This is a genomic window from Nitrospirota bacterium (genome assembly GCA_040752355.1).
Lineage (GTDB): Bacteria > Nitrospirota > Thermodesulfovibrionia > Thermodesulfovibrionales > Dissulfurispiraceae > JBFMCP01.
On the sequence record JBFMHE010000003.1, the window covers coordinates 130110 to 148548 of the forward strand.

Annotated in this window: 11 protein-coding genes; 5 read left to right on the top strand and 6 right to left on the bottom strand. The window is 61.5% G+C overall.

Features of this window, described 5'->3' with window-relative positions; genetic code table 11:
* Nucleotides 1-81 precede the first annotated feature (81 nt).
* Both AB1805_03570 and AB1805_03575 read right to left on the bottom strand, forming a co-directional pair.
* Nucleotides 82-798 carry an FHA domain-containing protein gene (locus tag AB1805_03570; protein MEW5744507.1) on the bottom strand — a complete coding sequence of 239 codons (717 nt, stop codon included), beginning with the start codon at nt 796-798 and terminating at the stop codon, nt 82-84.
* Complete coding sequence (locus tag AB1805_03575; protein ID MEW5744508.1) at nt 791-2908, bottom strand: CHASE2 domain-containing protein; 2118 nt, start codon at nt 2906-2908, stop codon at nt 791-793. The genes AB1805_03570 and AB1805_03575 overlap by 8 nt, the downstream gene beginning before the upstream one ends.
* A 138-nt stretch (nt 2909-3046) precedes the next feature.
* Between AB1805_03575 and lpxK the strand changes: the two genes are divergently transcribed.
* On the top strand, nt 3047-4141 hold the full coding sequence (gene lpxK, locus AB1805_03580) for a tetraacyldisaccharide 4'-kinase (protein MEW5744509.1): 1095 nt from the start codon (nt 3047-3049) through the stop codon (nt 4139-4141).
* A 70-nt stretch (nt 4142-4211) separates the two neighbouring features.
* Here the strand turns inward: lpxK and nifS are convergent, their stop codons facing one another.
* From nifS to ilvA, 3 genes are all read right to left on the bottom strand, one after another.
* Complete coding sequence (gene nifS, locus AB1805_03585) at nt 4212-5414, bottom strand: cysteine desulfurase NifS (GenBank protein MEW5744510.1); 1203 nt, start codon at nt 5412-5414, stop codon at nt 4212-4214.
* Nucleotides 5411-6244 (bottom strand): Fe-S cluster assembly protein NifU, encoded by an 834-nt coding sequence (gene nifU, locus AB1805_03590; GenBank protein MEW5744511.1) that lies wholly within the window; start codon nt 6242-6244, stop codon nt 5411-5413. The genes nifS and nifU overlap by 4 nt, the downstream gene beginning before the upstream one ends.
* Before the next feature lie 115 nt (nt 6245-6359).
* A complete protein-coding gene (ilvA, locus tag AB1805_03595; GenBank protein ID MEW5744512.1) occupies nt 6360-7547 on the bottom strand; it encodes a threonine ammonia-lyase in 1188 nt (395 codons plus the stop codon).
* Nucleotides 7548-7730: 183 nt separating this feature from the next.
* On the opposite strand from ilvA, the gene AB1805_03600 reads away from it, so the two are divergent.
* The 3 genes from AB1805_03600 to AB1805_03610 all read left to right on the top strand — a co-directional run bounded on the left by AB1805_03600 (nt 7731) and on the right by AB1805_03610 (nt 9461).
* Nucleotides 7731-8447, top strand: coding sequence for a response regulator (locus AB1805_03600; GenBank protein ID MEW5744513.1), 717 nt, complete (start codon nt 7731-7733; stop codon nt 8445-8447).
* 153 nt (nt 8448-8600) lie between these two features.
* Complete coding sequence (locus tag AB1805_03605; GenBank protein ID MEW5744514.1) at nt 8601-9038, top strand: Hsp20/alpha crystallin family protein; 438 nt, start codon at nt 8601-8603, stop codon at nt 9036-9038.
* Nucleotides 9039-9053: 15 nt separating this feature from the next.
* On the top strand, nt 9054-9461 hold the full coding sequence (locus AB1805_03610) for an Hsp20/alpha crystallin family protein (protein MEW5744515.1): 408 nt from the start codon (nt 9054-9056) through the stop codon (nt 9459-9461).
* Nucleotides 9462-9523: 62 nt separating this feature from the next.
* On the opposite strand, the gene AB1805_03615 is transcribed toward AB1805_03610, so the two are convergent.
* Complete coding sequence (locus AB1805_03615; GenBank protein MEW5744516.1) at nt 9524-9856, bottom strand: hypothetical protein; 333 nt, start codon at nt 9854-9856, stop codon at nt 9524-9526.
* Nucleotides 9857-10419: 563 nt separating this feature from the next.
* On the opposite strand from AB1805_03615, the gene AB1805_03620 reads away from it, so the two are divergent.
* Entirely contained in the window at nt 10420-18408 is a 7989-nt protein-coding gene (locus tag AB1805_03620; protein MEW5744517.1) for a SpvB/TcaC N-terminal domain-containing protein, read from the top strand.
* The last annotated feature ends 31 nt before the right edge of the window (nt 18409-18439 follow it).

The following is an 18439-nucleotide window of genomic DNA, read 5'->3' on the forward strand; positions in this document are numbered from 1 at the left end:
CGGGAGTATCCTCTGCCGGTGCTCCCGGTTGGAATGGTCGTCGTGCGGCGGTTTCTGCCGGAGAGGGGGCCTGCCACGACACTACTCGCGCAGATAGAACTGCATCTTCAGTTTGCCGACTTCGACGACATCGCCGTCCTTGAGGTCGTAGCGCTCGGCGATTCGCTCGCCGTTGATCTTTATGGCCGAGCCCCCGACAGGATTGATGAAATATCCCTCTCTCCTCCGGTTGACCAGAGCGGCGACTTTCGGGGCCAGAAGCCCGCGCAGCCGTATCCCGGCGTTGTAGTCCTTGCCGATCGAGGTGACCCTGTCCTTGAGCTCGTACTCATCCCGGTCGCTGGAGCCCTCGATAACCGAGAAGCCGCCCAAGACCTCACGCACTCCCGCGGGCGCTTTCGTTTCAGGCATCTTGCTCAGGAGCTTCTGCTGCAGGTGGGGGTCGAGCACCAGCGTCTCATCCATCTTGGCGTTCCTGCTCCCCAGTGTCTGTTCCATGGCGTCGGCCGATCCGGGCAGTACGAAGCTCAGCACATGCTTGCCGATGAGGGCGTTATCGCTATTCCTCAGGATGTGCTTTGAGATCTTAGTGCCGTTCACGAACGTGCCGTTCAGGCTGCCCATGTCCTCGATGATGAATTTATCCCCGTCCCGGTAGACCTTGGCGTGGAAGCCCGAAACCGCGAGATTGTCGATATGAATGTCGTTGCCGGGCTTTCTTCCGATGGTGATGATGTCCTTGTCGATCGGAAGCTCGGTGAGCAGGGTATCCTGGAACTTCAACTGCACTTTATTCATGGTTCCTCCTTCTCTTCACGGGCTGAGAGGCGGCGCCCCTCTTGTATACATAGGCGACAATGGCCGTGATATTGTCTCTCCCTCCGTTCCTGTTCGCCATCGCTATCAGCTTGGTGCAGGTCTTGAACGGATCCCGGCCTGCCGTCACCGCGGCGAGCAGCTCGCTCTCGGAGACCATGGTGCTCAGGCCGTCGGTGCAGAGGATGATGATATCGCCTTCCGAAAGCGCGAGCTCATGGAGGTCGACTTCCACCTCGGCGCCGACGCCGAGGGCCCTGGTAAGGACATGTTTCATCGACGGCTGGACCAGGCTGTGGTCATCAGTAAGCTGCTCGAGTGAACCGCTCCTGACGAGGTAGACCCTGCTGTCGCCGGCATGGGCTATACTCATCCGGCCCTCTCTCACCAGAGCGGCAGCGACGGTGGTGCCCATTTTCTGCCACTGGGGCGTCTGTTGCGCTGTCTCGTACACGATCCTGTTCGCGTAGCGTACCGCCTCACCCAGCAGGAGCGTATCGCCCGTGCGCCCGTTACTACCGTTATCGGGTTTTTTGCCTTCTCCTTCAGCCCTTTTCAGGCAGTTCCGCAGGGCGTCGATCGCCCTGGCGCTGGCGACCTCTCCTGCCGATTCCCCCCCGACCCCGTCGGCAACGGCGAGGAGGCCGATGGTCCTCTCGACGCAGAAGCTGTCTTCATTGTGGTCCCTGATCCTGCCGGTATCGGTCCGGGCTCCGACGACGAGCCGAAGGGCCCCGTTTTCGATGACATCGGTTTCGGGGATGTCTTCCTCGCTCTCCCTTCCCCGCACTCCTGTGATGATGCGCCCCAGGGCGCAGAGCGTGACGAGGGCGGCGGCATAGGTCGGCTTAACCCAGTATCCTTTCAGAATGAAGAGGGCTACCGCGGCGCCTCCCCAGAGAGAGAGCGCAAGGATTACGGCAACGGCGCCGGTGATCGGGCGGACCCGGGGGACCAGAACCGTGAAGAGCGCTCCGAAAAAGACGAGCACCCCCGCTTCGAGAGGAAAGGCCCAGTGCGGTCTCACCACGGGCTTCCCCGAGAGCATGGTAGTGAGGACATGGGCGGTAAAATCTATGTCCGACAGTACGGGCGGAGGGGCTGTGCGGAAAGGCGACCCCGCTGCCGGGGTGCGGTATCCCAGCAGCACGAGCTTGTTCGTGAAGGCGCCGGCCGGTACTGTTCCCTGCGCCACATCGGAGAAAGAGAGCGAGGTGATCGGACGGCGGGTAGCGTTATTGATGAGCAGCCGCCTGGCATGGTCTGTCGGGATGGTAAGGGTTCCCAGGGAAAATCCCTGCTCCGTTATCGAGAGCTCCTTTATGTCCCGGTCGAGGTACTTGAGCAGAAGCTGCAGCCCGAAGGAGGGGACCGCCCGATCCTGGTAATTGATGAAGAGCGATTCCCTCCGCAGGACGCCGTCCCGGTCGGGAGCGTGATTGACATGGCCCAGGGCCAGGGCGCTGTCGGCAAACTGCTGCAGCGGCGTGATGACCCCTTTTGCGACCGGCGCCCCTTTGACGGCGCCTTGGAGAGAGCTCCTGCCGATCAGGCCGCTCCTGTCGGCGGTTGCCTGACTGCCGGGGGGGCCGTTAAGGATAAAAGAAAGGGGAAGGACAACATTCCGCGTATCGCGGAGGGCAGCTGTCAAGAGCGCGTCGTTATCGAGCCTCCTCTCCGCATCGAGAAGGGCCGCGAAGATCTCGACCACTCTGTCTTCCTTATCCGGAAGCCGTTCCGCCTTGATTTTTCGGATGATATCCTTTATAGCCGCGAGCCCCGGATTGTAGTCTCTCTCTGAATAGAGGATATCGACGCCGATGACCTTGGCTCCGTACTCATGAAGGCGGCGCACCATGAAGGCGATGTATGCCCTCGGCCAGGGCAGGGGGCCCATCTTCCGCACGCTCTCTTCATCGATTCCTACAATGACCACCGGCGAAGGGGCGTTTATCCGGTGCAGTTTGAGGCGGCTGTCATAAAGCCTCGCCTCGAGCCGCTCCAGCGGATACCACTCGATGAACAGGGCGTCGACCATGGCCAGGGTCAGGAGGCAGACTATAAAGGTGTATGAAAAGATGAGCTTTTTCATGGTATTAAGGAAGCGCTCTTCCCTGTTCTTTATCGGCGGCGGCAGAAGAAAGCTTAAGATGCACGGGCTGTACTCTCGGGCGGCCGTGCATGATAATTCATCCGAAATCGTTTATTATACGAAAGGCCGCGCCGGCATGTGCTTCCGCAGGCACTGCCGGCGGGCACTACCGAAGGAGGCCTGCTGCCGCTGACGCCGCTCGAATTTCTTTACTACATCGGCTATTCGCTCAAGAAGAGGCGGTCGTGCCGGCATCGCCGTTCCCTTCCCTGCACGGTCGTCAGCATCGGCAATATTACCGTCGGCGGCACCGGCAAGACACCCGCGGCCATTGCCCTCGCAGAGGAAGCGCTGGCGCGGGGGTTCAGCCCCATCGTCTTGACCAGAGGCTATAAGGGCAGGGCGAAGGGACCCTGTTTCGTGCTGCCGCGCCAGAGCGGCAGCGCGGAGGCAGGGAGGCCACCTTCTTGCTCTTCGGCCGAAGATGCCGGCGATGAGCCGATGGTGATGGCTGAACGGCTGGCCGGGGTCCCTGTCGTCAAATCCGCAGACCGGTACCAGGGAGGGGTCTTTGCGCTCCGCCATCTCGCCGCGCTGCGCCCCTCTCTCCGCACCGATGCGCCGGTCCTCTTCATCCTCGACGACGGGTTCCAGCACTGGAAGCTCTCCCGCGACCTCGACATCGTCCTCATCGATGGACTCGATCCGTTCGGCAGCAGGAAGATGCTCCCGCTGGGTCCGCTGAGGGAGCCGCTTGAGGCATTGCAGCGGGCGGATATGGTGGTGATCACCAAGGCGCGCAACGAGGAGGCTGCTGCCGAGGTGAGGGCGGTCAATCCACGGGCGGCGGTCTTTTTCTCAGGCTACAGCGTGCGCGGGATACGGACCAAAGCGGGCGGGGCTTTCCCGGTGGAGATGCTCGAGGATCAGGCGGTCTATGCGTTCTGCGGGCTCGCGAACCCCGAGTCGTTCAGGCAGACGGTCGTGAAGCTCGGCGCGAGGCTCTCGGGGTTCACGGCATACCGCGACCACCATGCCTACACCCCCTCCGACATCCGCTTTCTCGGCGACGAGGCGCAGCAGAAGGGCTGCCGCTTTCTCGTAACGACCGAGAAAGACATCGTCAAGCTCAAGGGCTTTTCCCTGCCCTTGCCGCTGCTCTGCATCGAGATAGCGTTCATACCGGACGCCGGTTTCTATGACGCCCTCTTTTCGAGGATCGCCCGCTCATAACCCCTGTCCTTCATCTCCTCGCGATGTGCAGAACGGCGGCCTCTCTCCCACGAGGGCATGGGGAGAGCGGTTAGGTGGGAGAGGAGGTGCATTGTGACAGCTTTTCGGCTGCGAGCCGCTCGCGGCCGTAAGGAGAGAGCGACCGGAGCTCGTCGATGACAGGGGGCAGCACCTCTATGACCCGGTCGATCTCCCCGTCGGTCGTATACCTGCTCAGGGAAAAGCGTATCGAGCCGTGGACCGCCGTGAAGGGAACGCCCATGGCCCGCAGCACATGGCTCGGCTCGAGCGAGCCGGAGGTGCAGGCAGAGCCCGACGAGGCGCAGATGCCGTATTCGTCGAGCCTGAGCAGGATCGCCTCGCCCTCGACATACTCGAAGCTGATATTCGTCGTATTGGGGAGGCGGTGCTCGGTATCGCCGTTGATCCGGGGATCGGGGCACTTCTCGAGGAGCGCCTTTTCGAGCTTGTCCCGGAGCCTGCTGACGGAGGTCCTCTCGTCGTCCAGATGCCGGGCAGCGAGCTCGCAGGCCTTGCCGAGGCCGATTATCGAGGCCACATTCTCGGTTCCCGCCCTTCTGCCGTGCTCCTGGTGCCCGCCGACGATATAGGGATGAAAGCGGGTCCCCTTTCTGATGTACAGGGCGCCTACGCCTTTCGGAGCATGCAGCTTATGCCCCGAGAGGGAGAGCATATCGACGGGGAGCGTCTTCGTATCGATGGGGAGCTTGCCCACGGCCTGAACGGCATCGGTATGGAAGAGAACGCCCCGCTCGCGGAGCAGCGTGCCGATCTCCTCGATCGGGAAGATCACCCCGGTCTCGTTATTCGCATACATGATCGATACGACGGCGGGGTCGTCATCGAGGGCTTTCGCGAAGGCGTCCATGCTCAGCCTGCCCCGGCTGTCGACGGGAAGATAGGTGACCCGGTATCCCTTGCGGCCGAGGTGTTTGCAGAAGTTGTAGACCGCAGGGTGCTCGACGCGGGTCGTAATGATATGCCTCTTGTGGGGGTATATCTCGAGGGCGCTCATGATCGCCGTGTTGTCGCTCTCGGTCCCGCAGCTCGTGAAGACGATCTCTTCGGGGTCGGCGCCGATGAGGGCAGCCGTCTTGACGCGCGCCTCCCGCACCTTGCTCGCCAGCTGGCCGCCGAAGGTATGCATGCTCGAGGGATTGCCGTAATGGTCCGTGAGGTACGGGAGCATCTCGTCGCGCACCTCGGGAGCGACGGCGGTGGTCGCATTGTTATCGAGATAAAGGGGGTTCATTGTTCCTCCACGACGAGGTCTTCGCTGACCAGCTCCCGGAGCTTCTCTTCTATTCCCTTGAGGGTGACGCCGCCCATGGGGCAGGAGACGCACATCGCCCGCAAGGCGACGATCACCTTGTCGCCGGCGATATCGATCAGCTCTATGTCGCCGCCGTCCGCCTGGAGCTGCGGACGTATCTCCTTCTCTATCACGTCCTGAATGAGCGCGATCTTCTGGAGGTTCGTCAGCTTCTTCGGCTCGCGGGGCATCTCCGCCACCGGTTTCAGCGACCAGATATCCCTGAGGACCGCTTCGATGTCGGGGATGCAGGCCCCGCACCCTCCGCCGGCCTTCGTATAATTGGTCACCTCCTCGACGGTGGTGAGGTGGTTCTCGATGATGACGCGCCGGAGCTTCTCCTCGGTGACATCGAAACATTTGCAGACGACCCGTTCTCCCGACTCGGGGACATGCGTCTCGCCGCGGTACCCTGCTATGGCTGCTTCGAGGGCTTCCCTTCCCATAACGGAGCAATGCATTTTCTCTTCAGGAAGGCCGCCGAGAAAGTCGGCGATATCCTTGTTCGAGAGCTTCATCGCCTCCTCCAGTGTCTTCCCCTTTATCAGCTCGGTAAGGGCCGAGGAGCTGGCGATGGCCGAGGCGCAGCCGAAGGTCTGGAATTTGGCGTCGGCGATCTTCCCGGTCTCTTTGTCGATCTTGAGCGTCAGCTTCAGCGCGTCGCCGCAGGTGATGCTGCCGACCTCGCCGACCGCATCAGGGTTCTCGATCTCGCCGACATTCTTCGGATGGAGAAAGAAATCTCTTACTTTCTTCGTGTATTCCCACATATCATCTATTTACCACAGATTCCGCGTACTGTCAACGAACCTGAAATGATTTCAAAAGGATACAGGGCAGCACGCCTTTTTGGCAGCCGTCCAGCCGGACAGTAATCTCTTATGCTCAATGCTGCAGGACGAACCCCGCCTCTTCGACCGCTGCCATCATCTCCGCGACATGATCGAAGCCGCGTGTCTCGAGGGTGAGGATGACGAGCGTCTTGCCGATCGGCATATCCGGGTAGAGGCGGTCGTGGACGACATGGAGGATATTGGCGCCGTGGCCGGCGACGATGCCGGCAAGCTTATGAAGCACTCCGGGCGTATCGTCGGCGACGACCTTGAGAACGCCGATCCTCCCGCTCGAGACCAGGCTCATATGGATGATCCGGTCGATGATGGTGAAGTCGATGTTCCCCCCGCTGACGAGGAGCACGACCTTCCTGTTCCTGAACCGCGCGCCATGGTCGAGCAGCGCGGCCAGAGGCACTGCGCCGGCGCCCTCGACCACGAGCTTTTTCCGCTCCAGGAAGAGCAGCACTGCACGGGCTATCGACGCTTCGGATACGGTGAGGATGTCATCGACGAACTTCTCGATCAGGGCAAAGGTCTTCTCTCCCACTCTCCCCACCGCGATACCGTCGGCAAGGGTAGGCTGGATCGTCACCTCGGTAATGCTCTTTGCTTTGAAGGATGCATACGCCGAAGGTGCCGACGCCGTCTGGACGCCGATAACTTCTGTACCCGGGGAGAGCGACTTCACCGCCGTTGCCACGCCTGCAATCAGCCCGCCGCCCCCGACCGGAACGACGACCGTATCGATATCGCTCATCTCCTCCAGGAGCTCGATGCCGATCGTGCCCTGGCCTGCAATGACGTCATCGTCGTCGAAGGCATGGATAAAGGTGTATCCCTTCTGGCAGAGCGCATACTGCAGCGCGTCCAGAAAGGTCTCTCCGTGCAGGATCACCTCTGCGCCGTATCCCTTTGTCGCCTCCTGCTTGACGATGGAGGCGCGCTGGGGCATAACGATCGTCGCCTTCACCCCGAGGCTCCGGGCGGCAAAGGCCACCCCCTGGGCGTGGTTTCCCATCGAGGCGGCAATGACCCGTTCCGGTCTCAGAGCTGTCATTTTATTGAAGGCGCCCCGTACCTTGAACGATCCTGTTTTCTGGAGATTCTCGGCTTTCAGGTATACCTCGGCGTCCAGAAGCCTGCTGAACGAGGTGGAATAGACGAGCGGTGTTTTGTGAAGGTAGGGCGAAAGCGCCTCCCGTGCCGCTCGTATGGAGGAGAGAGTTGCCATGCTCATACAACTACCATATCGGCCAGGGAAAGTCTATCTGAAAGTGGCTTGCCCTCGTGAACGGTCGAAGAGGGGGGGAGATGCCCCATGGATATTTGTCCATTAAATTCAAAGCGTTGTGATAACGTGGGGCTGTTGCCTTCAAAGGGGCTACAAAAAATCCCCCTGTATTGTCTATAATCTCTCGTCATGAAAAAGCTCAGACTCCTCATGGTCGAGGATGCGGCCTCCATGCGCAAGTTTGCGAAGTACGGCCTCGAAAAGAGTTTTCCGAGCATCCGCATCGACGAGGCGACGAACGGCAAAGAGGCGCAGGCGAAGCTCGAGCAGGCCGAGTACGACCTCATCCTCTGTGATTGGGAGATGCCCGAAGTGCAGGGCGACGAGCTCCTGGAGTGGGTGCGCCACCACCCGAACCTGAGCGGAACGCCCTTCATAATGGTAACCTCGCGCAACGATAAGCAGAGTGTCATGAAAGCGATAGAGCTCGGCGCCAATTCCTATGTGGTGAAGCCCTTCACGGCCGAGAGCCTCGCCCGGAAGATCACCACCGTCATCGACCGGTTCGACCGCCGGGAGCACGAGCGCTACGAGGCGAGCGGCTCTCTTACGTTCCATTTTCGCGATCATGTGGCCCGCGGGAACCTCATCGATATCAGTCTCGGCGGCCTGTTGAGCGTCTTCAGCAGGAGCAACGAGCTCCCCTCGATCTTCGAAAAGGTCACCATGGACCTCCAGCTCGAGAACAGTCCCAAGTCGAACGGCATCGAGGGGTTCGTAATCCGCATCCAGGCAGCCGAGGCGTTCATCGATGCGGATAGAGTGAAGTTCGCCGTCAAATTCCTCGACATGAGCCCTGAAAAGAAGAAAGAGCTGCAGGCTGTTTTGAATTCTTTGAGAAAGTGACCCGGCGCTCCTCACCGGAAAGTCTTCTCCCTCACCTGTTTGACAAGCACCCTGTTTTATGCTACTTAGACAGTAGAGAGCTGAGTCCCTTATCTGCAGCATGGATATCGTACTGTACCAACCGTTGAGAAAAGAGCCAAGGAGGTGCTGTCTATGCCGCTCACCACGTTTGAACCGTTCGGAAGGGTCTTCGACCCCTGGCAGGAGCTCAGACGTATGGAGAGGGAAATGAACCGCCTGTTATCGAGGGCGCCCGCTGCGGTCGAGTTCCCGGCGGTCAATATCTGGACCGAAGAGGAGCGGGCGATCGTGACCACCGAGGTGCCCGGGGTCTCTCCGCAGGATATGGACATCTCCGTCGTCGGCAGCACGCTCACTATCCGCGGTTCGCGGGAGCCCGAGGCATTGAAGGAGGGCGAGTCATACCATCGCCGGGAGCGCTGGTACGGCCAGTTCTCGAGGTCGGTAGACCTGCCCTTTGCTGTTGAAGCAGGGGCGGTGGAGGCGCGGTTCGACAAGGGAGTGCTCTATATAATACTGCCGCGGGCAGAGGCTGAGAAACCGCGCAAGATAAGCGTTAAGGCCGAGTGAAAAGGAGGGAATCGCATGGCGGAACCGACCCGAGAGGTCCAGAAGAGAGAGGCGCCGGCGCCCGCAGGAGCGGAGCGCACGAAGACCGCTGCAGTGTACAGTCCCTACGTGGACATCATCGAGCGCAAGGACGATATCGTCCTGCTTGCCGATATGCCGGGTGTCGACGAGAATTCGGTTGATATCCTTCTCGAAAAGAACATACTGACCATTTACGGAAAGGTTCGCGGAGAGATCACCGAGCGGCACCAGCCCGATTACATGGAGTACGGCATCGGTGACTACCAGCGCGCGTTTACCCTGTCCGACGAGATCGACAGGGACAAGATCCTGGCCACGGTGAAAAACGGCGTCCTGAAGCTGGTGCTGGCGAAGACCGAGGCGATGAAGAGCCGCAAGATAAATGTTACCGCGGAGGCATAGGAACACCCCGTCTCATCCGGCGGGATAGCGATGTCCCGCCGGATGAGACGGCTCACCAGGCGCTAATTCACGCGGTCCTTCATATACTCCCGCAGCTTCAGCAGATCCTTGGCCCAGAAGGCATCTTCTGTCTCGGGTATCTCCGGCATTTCCTGCTCCTCTGTCCTCCGCGCCTTGCCCTTCAGCCAGTCCCACATGCTCTCGTCGTCATTGCCGTACGGACAGCCGGCGGATTCGTACTCCTTCCGCAGGATGGGATAAATGGTCTTATAGTATTCGGTCATCTCGTCCCTGAACTTCTGGAGGACAGGGAGAATCTTCTGCCCGAACTCGAAGGCCGAACGGCTGATCTGGTCCATCACGTGCTGCAAGAGCTCGATGTCGGATTTTTCCATGAGGGCTCCTTGAGAGGGGGCGATAGGCCTCGGTTATTACAAAGTTTAGCACAGCTGCCAGCGGTGTCAAATGATTCGTGCGGAAGGCCGGTCCCTGCGGCCAGAGAGGAGAGGATGCGGACGGTACGGGTTCAGACAACGAAGGGCAGAGGGATGAAGCAGAGGACGGTTCTGCCGAAGGGACCGGTATACTATCTCACCATAACGGCATATCAATTTGCATGCCATGCGGCAACTCCATGAAATTGCTGTATCCCGATCGGTCCGGGAAGAGAAGAAAAGAGGAAAGGGTCAAAGTTTTCGACAAAACTGTAAATAAGGCTTACAATGAGGCCGGTCCTGCCGCACAGGAATTGAGAAACACAAAAGCTTTCCTATCTCGTTGCTTAATCTCCCTGCAGAAACAGACTCCGCAATAACGTCGGTTAGTACCCACAGTCATTTATTGAAGAGCCCGTCCCTTGACATTCCTCCGCCAAGCTGATAGCTTGAATATGCCTTGCCGGTGGCCGGCCTGACGCAGTGCATTCGGTATGACCGGACCTACTTCGATGGGGGAAACGATGCAAGACGACGGCAGAGGGAGGGACGGGTCTCAGGGCGACGGCAAGAATGCCGGCAGTGCGGCGCCGTCCATCGCACTGCCCAAGGGCGGTGGAGCGCTCCGGGGCATCGGCGAGAAGTTTGCCGCCAATCCGGTGACCGGCACGGCCTCCCTGGTGGTGCCTGTTTTCACCTCTCCCGGTCGTGCCAATTTCAATCCCCAACTTACGCTTTCCTATGATTCCGGTTCGGGCAACGGCCCCTTCGGATTCGGCTGGAGCCTGTCCGTTCCTTCCGTCGCCCGGAAGACCGACAAAGGCATTCCCCGATATCTGGACGCTGAGGAGCCGGACGTCTTCATCCTCTCCGGGGCGGAGGATCTCGTTCCCGTGCTTGATCGTAATGCCGCCGGCAATTGGGAAACACTGACCGTTTCCCTAAGAATCATCGGTGGCGTCACCTACGCAATCGAGCGTTACCGTCCAAGGATCGAGGGGCTCTTCGCACGCATCGAGCGGTGGACCAGCCGGTCGGACAGGAGTGATTCGTTCTGGCGCACCATCTCGAAAGATAACGTCACCACCTGGTACGGCAGGTCGCCCGAGAGCCGCATTGCCGATCCCGCCGACCCCGCACGCATTTTCAGCTGGCTCATCTGCGAGAGCCACGACGACAAGGGCAACGCCATTGTCTACGGCTACAAGGGAGAGAACGCCGAGGGCGTCTTTGAGGATGCCGAAGGGAACCCCGTCGTCCTCGTCAACGAGCGCAATCGCGAGCGCAGGGCCAACCGCTACCTGAAGCGCATCCGCTACGGCAACCGCGCTCCGTACTTTCCCGAGCTCACTGCCGGCGCTCCCCTGCCCGCTCCGCCCGCCGCCGCCGACCCCGACGGCAGCAGGGAATGGCACTTCGAAGTTGTCTTTGATTATGGGGAGCACCATGCTGCCGCGCCCCATTCAGGCGACAGCGCGGGACAGGGGAACTCTACGCGCTGGCTCGCCCGTCCCGATCCTTTCTCCACCTATCGCTCGGGCTTCGAGGTGCGTACGAGCCGGCTTTGCCGTCGCGTGCTGATGTTCCACCACTTCAAGGATGAGCCCGGCGTCGGTGACAACTGCCTGGTCCGCTCGACCGACTTCACCTATGACTTCGGGCAGGAGGCGCTCGACGCTGCCACGCCTGGATATACCTTTCTGAGGTCAGCCGTCCAGAGCGGCTACCGGCGCGATCAGGACGGCTATCTGAAACGGAGCCTGCCGCCTCTTGAATTCGACTACAGCCGGGCAAGAGTTCAGGACGAGATACGGGATGTGGATGCCGAGAGCCTGGAGAATCTGCCCGCCGGAGTGGACGGCAGCGCTGTCCAATGGACCGACCTTCACGGCGAAGGGATTCCCGGCCTTCTCATAGAACAGGCCGGCGCCTGGTACTACAAGCGCAATCTCTCCCTTATCAGCACGCGCCCCGTCGAATTGGCGCCTCTGGAGCCGGTCACCGTCAAACCCACCCTTTCTCTTGGGAGCGGGCAGGCGCAGTTCATGGACCTTGCCGGTGACGGCCGGCCCGACCTGGTGGTGCTCGACGGCCCTCTGTCCGGATTGTTTGAGCATGATGAACAGGACGGCTGGCTGCCTTTCCGCCCCTTCACGTCGCGCCTCAACCGGGACACCCGCGATCCCAATCTGAGATTCATCGATCTGGATGGCGACGGCCGTCCCGACGTGCTTATAACCGAGGAGGCCGCCTTCGTCTGGCACGCCTCCCTCGGCGAGGGCGGCTTCGGTCCGGCCCGCACTGTTGCCCAGGCCCTCGATGAGGAGAAGGGCCCCCGTCTCGTCTTCGCCGAGGAGGCGCAGTCCGTCTATCTGGCCGATATGAGCGGCGACGGGCTGACAGACCTTGTGCGCATCCGTAACGGCGAGGTGTGCTACTGGCCCAATCTCGGCCACTGCAGGTTCGGCCCGAAAATCAGCATGGATAACGCCCCCTTGTTCGATCACCCCGACCGGTTCAGCCCTCAACGCCTCCGTCTGGCCGATATCGACGGCACCGGCGCCATTGACATCATCTATCTGCACAGCGACGGCGTGCGCCTCTACTTCAATCAATCCGGCAACGGCTGGAGCGCCGCCCGGCCTTTGAAGGCCTTCCCGGCGGTAAATAGCGTCGTCTCGATCGCGGCCACTGATCTGCTCGGCAATGGAACAGCCTGCCTTGTCTGGTCATCGCCGCTGCCCGGGGACAACAGGCAGCAGATGCGCTACATTGACCTGATGGGAGGACAGAAACCCCATCTCCTCACTCTGGTGAGGAACAACCTGGGAGCGGAGACGCGCATTCGATACGCATCGTCGGCCACGTTTTACCTGCAGGACCGGCGTGACGGGAAAGACTGGGTTACCCGGCTGCCGTTCCCGGTGCATGTCGTCGAGAGAGTCGAGACCTGGGACTATGTCAGCCGCAACCGTTTCGTCACCCGCTATGCCTATCACCACGGCTACTTCGACGGAGAGGAACGGGAGTTCCGGGGATTCGGCATGGTGGAGCAGTGGGACACGGAGGAGCTTGCCGCCCTCGGCGGCGCTTTCCCTCCCGGCGACAACGACAGCGCCGAGGGGTACCTTCCTCCGGTATACACCAAGACCTGGTTCCACACCGGCCTTCATGCCGGACGGGGCAGGGTGTCACGGTACTTTGCAGGGCTCCTCGACGGCAGTGATGTCGGAGAGTACTACCCGTGGCGCAGGAGCGGTGATGACGCCTCTGACCGGCTGGCGAAGGAGCTGCTGCTCGACGATACCGTGCTGCCCCGTAGCCTCCCTCCGGAGGAGGAGCGGGAGGCCTGCCGGGCGCTCAAGGGGTGTTTGCTGCGCCAGGAGGTATACGCCCTCGACGGCACCGAGAAGCAGGATCACCCCTACACGGTCATCGAGCAGAACTTTGCCGTCCGGCGTCTTCAGCCCCGCGGCAGGAACCGTCATGCCGTTTTCTTTACCCACGCTCGTGAGCGGCTCAGCTGCCGCTACGAGCGCATTCCCGACGACCCCCGGGTAAGCCACGAAGTGACCCTCGAGGTGGATCCAACATACGGCAGTGTGCTTAAAACCCTCGCCGTAGGCTACGGCCGCGCCAAAGGGAAGAGTCCCCTCCGGGGGGCCGACAAAGAGAGGCAGGAGCAAACCCTCATTACCTATACCGAAAGCGACTTGACAAATGCCGTCGACAGGCCCGTCACCGATCCGGGGTATGATCCGGATAACTACCGTGTGCCGCTCCAGTACGACGTGCGCACCTATGAGGTAACGGGCATCTCCCCTGCCGGAGGCGCCCGGCTCTTCTCCTTTGATGAGCTGGTTAAGGACGACTATGCGGTGCTGCGCACGCTTCCGGAGGCGCCCTATCAGCAGGCAGTCGACCATGCGGCCCGCCGCAAGCGGCTCCTCAGACGGGTGCGAGCGCTCTTTCGCAGGAACGATCTGACGGACCTTCTCGGACAGGGAGTCCTCGAGTCCCGGGCACTGCCTGGTGAAACGTATGTCCTCGTTTTTCCCAAAGGCCTGCTGGATCAGGTCCTTGTAAGGGGAGGACAGAAACTGCTGCCTGCCGACCCCGCCGGCATCCTCGCAGGGGGTGGGGCCGACCGGGGCGGCTACGTCGACCTCGACGGCGATGGCAGCTGGTGGCGTCCCTCAGGCCGTCTGTTCTACTCGCCGCTCATCAATCACACACCGGCCCAGGAACGGGCGTTCGCACGGCAGCATTTCTTCCTGTCCCGGCGCTATAGAGATGCGTGGCAGGCGGAAACAATCGTCTCCTACGATCGATATGATCTGCTGCTCCTTGAGACGCGGGATCCCCTGGGAAACCGTATTACCGCCGGAGAGCGGGGCTCTGACCCCCTTCAGCCGCTCAAGCAGCAGGGGATCGATTACCGCGTGCTCCAACCGGGCCTTCTGATGGATCGCAACGGCAACTGCACTCGTGTTGCCTTCGATGCTCTCGGCATGGTCGTCGGCACGGCAATCATGGGGAAGCCCCTGCCTGCTCCGGTGGAGGGCGATTCTCTGGAAGGATTTGCCGCAGACCTGTCACGGGCCGAGATCGAGGGACTGCTCGACGCCCCGGACCCGCGGACACCGGCCCCGGCGCTGCTCGGAAAGGCCACAATGCGTTTTATCTATGACCTCGACCGCTTCTATCTGTCGCGGCGGGCCCATCCCGGGGATCCGGCGCAGTGGCGCCCGGCCTGCGCCGCAACTCTGACGCGTGAGACCCATGCCGCACTGCCGCTGCCGCCGCAGGGAATCAGAATCCAGATCGCCTTTTCCTATTCCGACGGCTTCGGCAGGGAGATACAGAAAAAGATCCAGGCCGCGCCGGGGCCTCTCCCCGGCGGAGGTCCCGTTGTGTCCCCGCGCTGGATAGGCAGCGGCTGGACCATTTTCAATAACAAGGGCAATCCGGTTCGCCAGTACGAGCCCTCCTTCTCGGGAACACATGCGTTCGAGTTCGGCCTGCAGGCCGGCGTCAGCTCCGTGCTGTTCTATGATCCGGCAGGCCGCGTCGTCGCCACGGTGCACCCCAATCACACGTATGAGAAGATCGTTCTTGATCCCTGGCGGCAGGTCACCTGCGACGCCAACGATACTGTTGCGGCCAGGGGCATCCAGAGCGGCGACCCCCGTACCGATCCCGATATCGGGGGCTATGTGGCGGAGTTCTTCAGAACCCAGCCTGCCCAGTGGAAGACGTGGTATCAGGAACGCATCACCGGCGCAATGGGCGCGGAGGAGCAGAGCGCTGCAGCGAAGGCTGCGCTCCATGCCGGCACGCCGCTCACCGCTCACTTCGATGCCCTTGGCCGGCTCTTCCTGACGCTGGCGCACAACGGTTTCAAACCCGACGGCTCAGCCGTGCTCCATGCCGGACGAATCTCCCTGGACATCGAGGGCAAGAAACGGGCGGTGTTCGACGCCGGAGGCCGCCTTGTCATGAGCTATGGCTATGATATGCTGGGGCGGCTCCTGCATCAGTCCGCCATGGATTCCGGTGAGCGCTGGACGCTGCATGACAGCGCCGACAGGCCGCTCCGCTCATGGGACAGCGGCGGCCATACCATCCGTATCGACTACGACCTGCTCCGCAGGCCCCTGCGCACCTTCGTCACCGGCGCTGACCCGGACGATCCGGGCAGGACCTTTTTGGCGGAGCGAATAGTCTATGGAGAGCAGCACCCCGAAGCGGAACAGCGCAATCTGCGGGGACGAGCCTGTCTGTATCTGGACCAGGCAGGCATGGTGGTGAACGAAGCCCACGACCTGAAGGGTAATCTTGCGCGGGTGACAAGACGGCTGGCCCGGGGCTACCGGAAGGCTCTCGACTGGAGCGGCGTCGATGCCACGCTGCCGGCCGACGGCAGTGAAGCGCTCGACCCTGCCGGACTCGAGGCTGCGGCAGCCCTGTTGGTCATGGCAGAATCCTTTGGCAGCATGACCTCCTATGATGCCCTCAACCGGCCCGTCCAGCTCGTGCCGCCGCGCAGCAGCCTGCCCGGTGCGAAGTGCACGGTCGTCCAGCCCTTCTACAATGAGGCCGGTCTGCTGCAGCACGTCCGGGTATGGCTGGACTGTCCGGCAACGCCTGTAGCGCTGCTCGATCCCGCCGCCGAGCCGACGTCGCCGGTCGGTGTCGGCGCTATCGAGTATAACGCCAAGGGGCAACGGCTGCTGATCCGTTACGACAACGGAGCAGTGACACGGTATACCTACGATCCGGCAACGTTCCGGCTTGTCCGGCTCTATACGCGGCGGGGGGCGGCGTTCACCAAAGATTGTGACAACCCGCAGCCTCCCCCTGCGACCATGCCCTCTCCCGAGGAGCCACCCGGCGCCCCTTGTGGATTGCAGAACCTGCGCTACACCTATGACCCTGCGGGCAACATTACCCATATACATGATGATGCCCGGCAGACCGTCTACTTCAATGGCCAGGTCGTTCCGCCGCACAGCGACTATACCTACGATGCTCTCTACCGGCTCGTCAGGGCGGGTGGACGCGAGCATATAGGGCAGGTCGGACAGCCTGAAACAACCTGGAACGATGCCTTCCGCAGCCGGCAAGCGCACCCGCAGGACGGGCAGGCCATGCGCAACTACACCGAACAGTACGAATACGATGACGACGGCAACATCCTCAAACTGATCCATCAGGCAGCCGACAGAAACTGGACACGCACCTATGCCTATGACGAAACGAGTCAGACAGAGCCGGCGAAGAAAAACAATCGCCTGACCAGCGCCTCCGTGGGCATCACCACTCCCTCCATCGAGAGATACCGGTATGATGCGAGAGGTAACACTATTCGCATGCCCCACCTCGCCGGCCATCCCGATCCCGCGGCTGCCAACATGCATTGGGACTATAAGAGCCAGTTGCGCCGGACCGATCTGGGCGGCGGCGGTACAGCCTATTACACTTACGACGCATCGGGCCAGCGGGTGCGCAAGGTCCGGGAGAAGGCGCCGGGGCTTATCGAAGAGAGATTGTACCTGGGCGGCGTGGAATTCTTCAGGCGCCACGGAGGGGCGATCGGTTCTGACACGGCAGTCTTCGAGCGCGAGACGCTGCACATCACCGACGGGTCGCAGCGTATAGCCCTTGTGGAGACGCGCACCCTGGACAAGGCTCACGCTGACCCCGGGCCGGCCCGCCTGATCCGGTACCAGCTGGGGAACCACCTTGGCTCGGCCCTGCTCGAACTGGATCACCAGGCGGCCATCGTCTCCTATGAGGAGTACACACCCTTCGGCAGCACGTCGTACCAGGCTGTGCGGAGCCAGACCGAGACGCCGAAGCGCTACCGCTTTGCGGGCAAGGAGCGCGACGACGAGACGGGCTTCAGCTATCACGGGGCGCGCTACTACGCGCCCTGGCTCGGCCGGTGGATATCACCCGATCCCGCGGGACTGAAGGATGGCAGCAACCTCTATGCAGCCACCCGCAACAACCCCGTCAGGCTCGTCGACCCTACCGGTATGGCCGGCGAAGAGACGAATGTGGTCAAGCCGGTCGTGCTTGAGGCACTGAAGACGAAAGGTGTCCCCTATGCCACGGAGGTGATGTTCGACGTGGTGAGCAAGTCGGGCAAGGTCATCACCTCGGGACGGTTCGATGTCTTTTTCCTCGACCCCAGAACGGGCAGCCCCGTAATTCCCGAGTTGAAAGGCGTCGATCTCGGGGCATTGACACAGAACCAGGAAATCTACAAACCCATGCTCGAATCTTCAGAAGGCGCGACGATCCGCATCACCGGCAGCAAGGCGGCGGGCCTCGGCGTGAGCAAGGGCGTCACCCTGGTCGTCAGCGGAGAAAACTATGTCGTTGTCGGTATGGAGAACCTTACCGACTTCAGGGAGGCTCTCGATCAGGTGGCCGGCGGCAAGATCAAACACACCTTCCTCGACAAGTCCGGAAAGGTCCATATGTTCAAGACGACGGAGGAGTTCGAGCAGTTCCTGAAGAAGACGGGGAGGACGAAACCGACACCACCCGGCGGACCGAAAGGGTTCGTCACCCTCGAAGGCCTCGGCATCATGCTCGGTGTGGCGACGGCGCTCACACAGTATGTCCGGGGCGGACAGGAGATAGCGGAAGGGAAGACGGCGGAAGGGGCGATATCGACGGCGGAGGGGTCAACGACCCTCTTCATGACCTTTGCCCCTTATGCAAAAGGCGTGACCGCGGCAACGGGCACCGGAGCGGGAGCGCTCACGGCTGCTGCGGGACTTGCCGCGGCAGGGAGCATCATGCTCGCCGCCGAAACGGGCCGTGCCGCGGTGCGGGGTGAAGAGACGCCCCTTGAGGTTGCCGATAAGTTCTACGGCACGCAGTTCTCCGACGTTTACGCATGGCAAAAGCGCTCGACGACGGCGCGTGTTGCCTTCGGCGTGCTGTCTCTCGGCCTCTCCGAGGCCTGGTACGCCCTCAATAAATCGGTTGAGCAGTGAGCGGTGCTGCGCCGCAGGAAAATCTAGACAC

Excerpts from the sequence above, each read along its gene's own strand:
- AB1805_03570 (MEW5744507.1), bottom strand. The coding sequence starts at position 798 with ATGAATAAAGTGCAGTTGAAGTTCCAGGATACCCTGCTCACCGAGCTT.
- AB1805_03575 (MEW5744508.1), bottom strand. The coding sequence starts at position 2,908 with ATGAAAAAGCTCATCTTTTCATACACCTTTATAGTCTGCCTCCTGACC.
- nifS (MEW5744510.1), bottom strand. The coding sequence starts at position 5,414 with ATGAACCCCCTTTATCTCGATAACAATGCGACCACCGCCGTCGCTCCC.
- nifU (MEW5744511.1), bottom strand. The coding sequence starts at position 6,244 with ATGTGGGAATACACGAAGAAAGTAAGAGATTTCTTTCTCCATCCGAAG.
- ilvA (MEW5744512.1), bottom strand. The coding sequence starts at position 7,547 with ATGAGCATGGCAACTCTCTCCTCCATACGAGCGGCACGGGAGGCGCTT.
- AB1805_03600 (MEW5744513.1), top strand. The coding sequence starts at position 7,731 with ATGAAAAAGCTCAGACTCCTCATGGTCGAGGATGCGGCCTCCATGCGC.
- AB1805_03605 (MEW5744514.1), top strand. The coding sequence starts at position 8,601 with ATGCCGCTCACCACGTTTGAACCGTTCGGAAGGGTCTTCGACCCCTGG.
- AB1805_03610 (MEW5744515.1), top strand. The coding sequence starts at position 9,054 with ATGGCGGAACCGACCCGAGAGGTCCAGAAGAGAGAGGCGCCGGCGCCC.
- AB1805_03615 (MEW5744516.1), bottom strand. The coding sequence starts at position 9,856 with ATGGAAAAATCCGACATCGAGCTCTTGCAGCACGTGATGGACCAGATC.
- AB1805_03620 (MEW5744517.1), top strand. The coding sequence starts at position 10,420 with ATGCAAGACGACGGCAGAGGGAGGGACGGGTCTCAGGGCGACGGCAAG.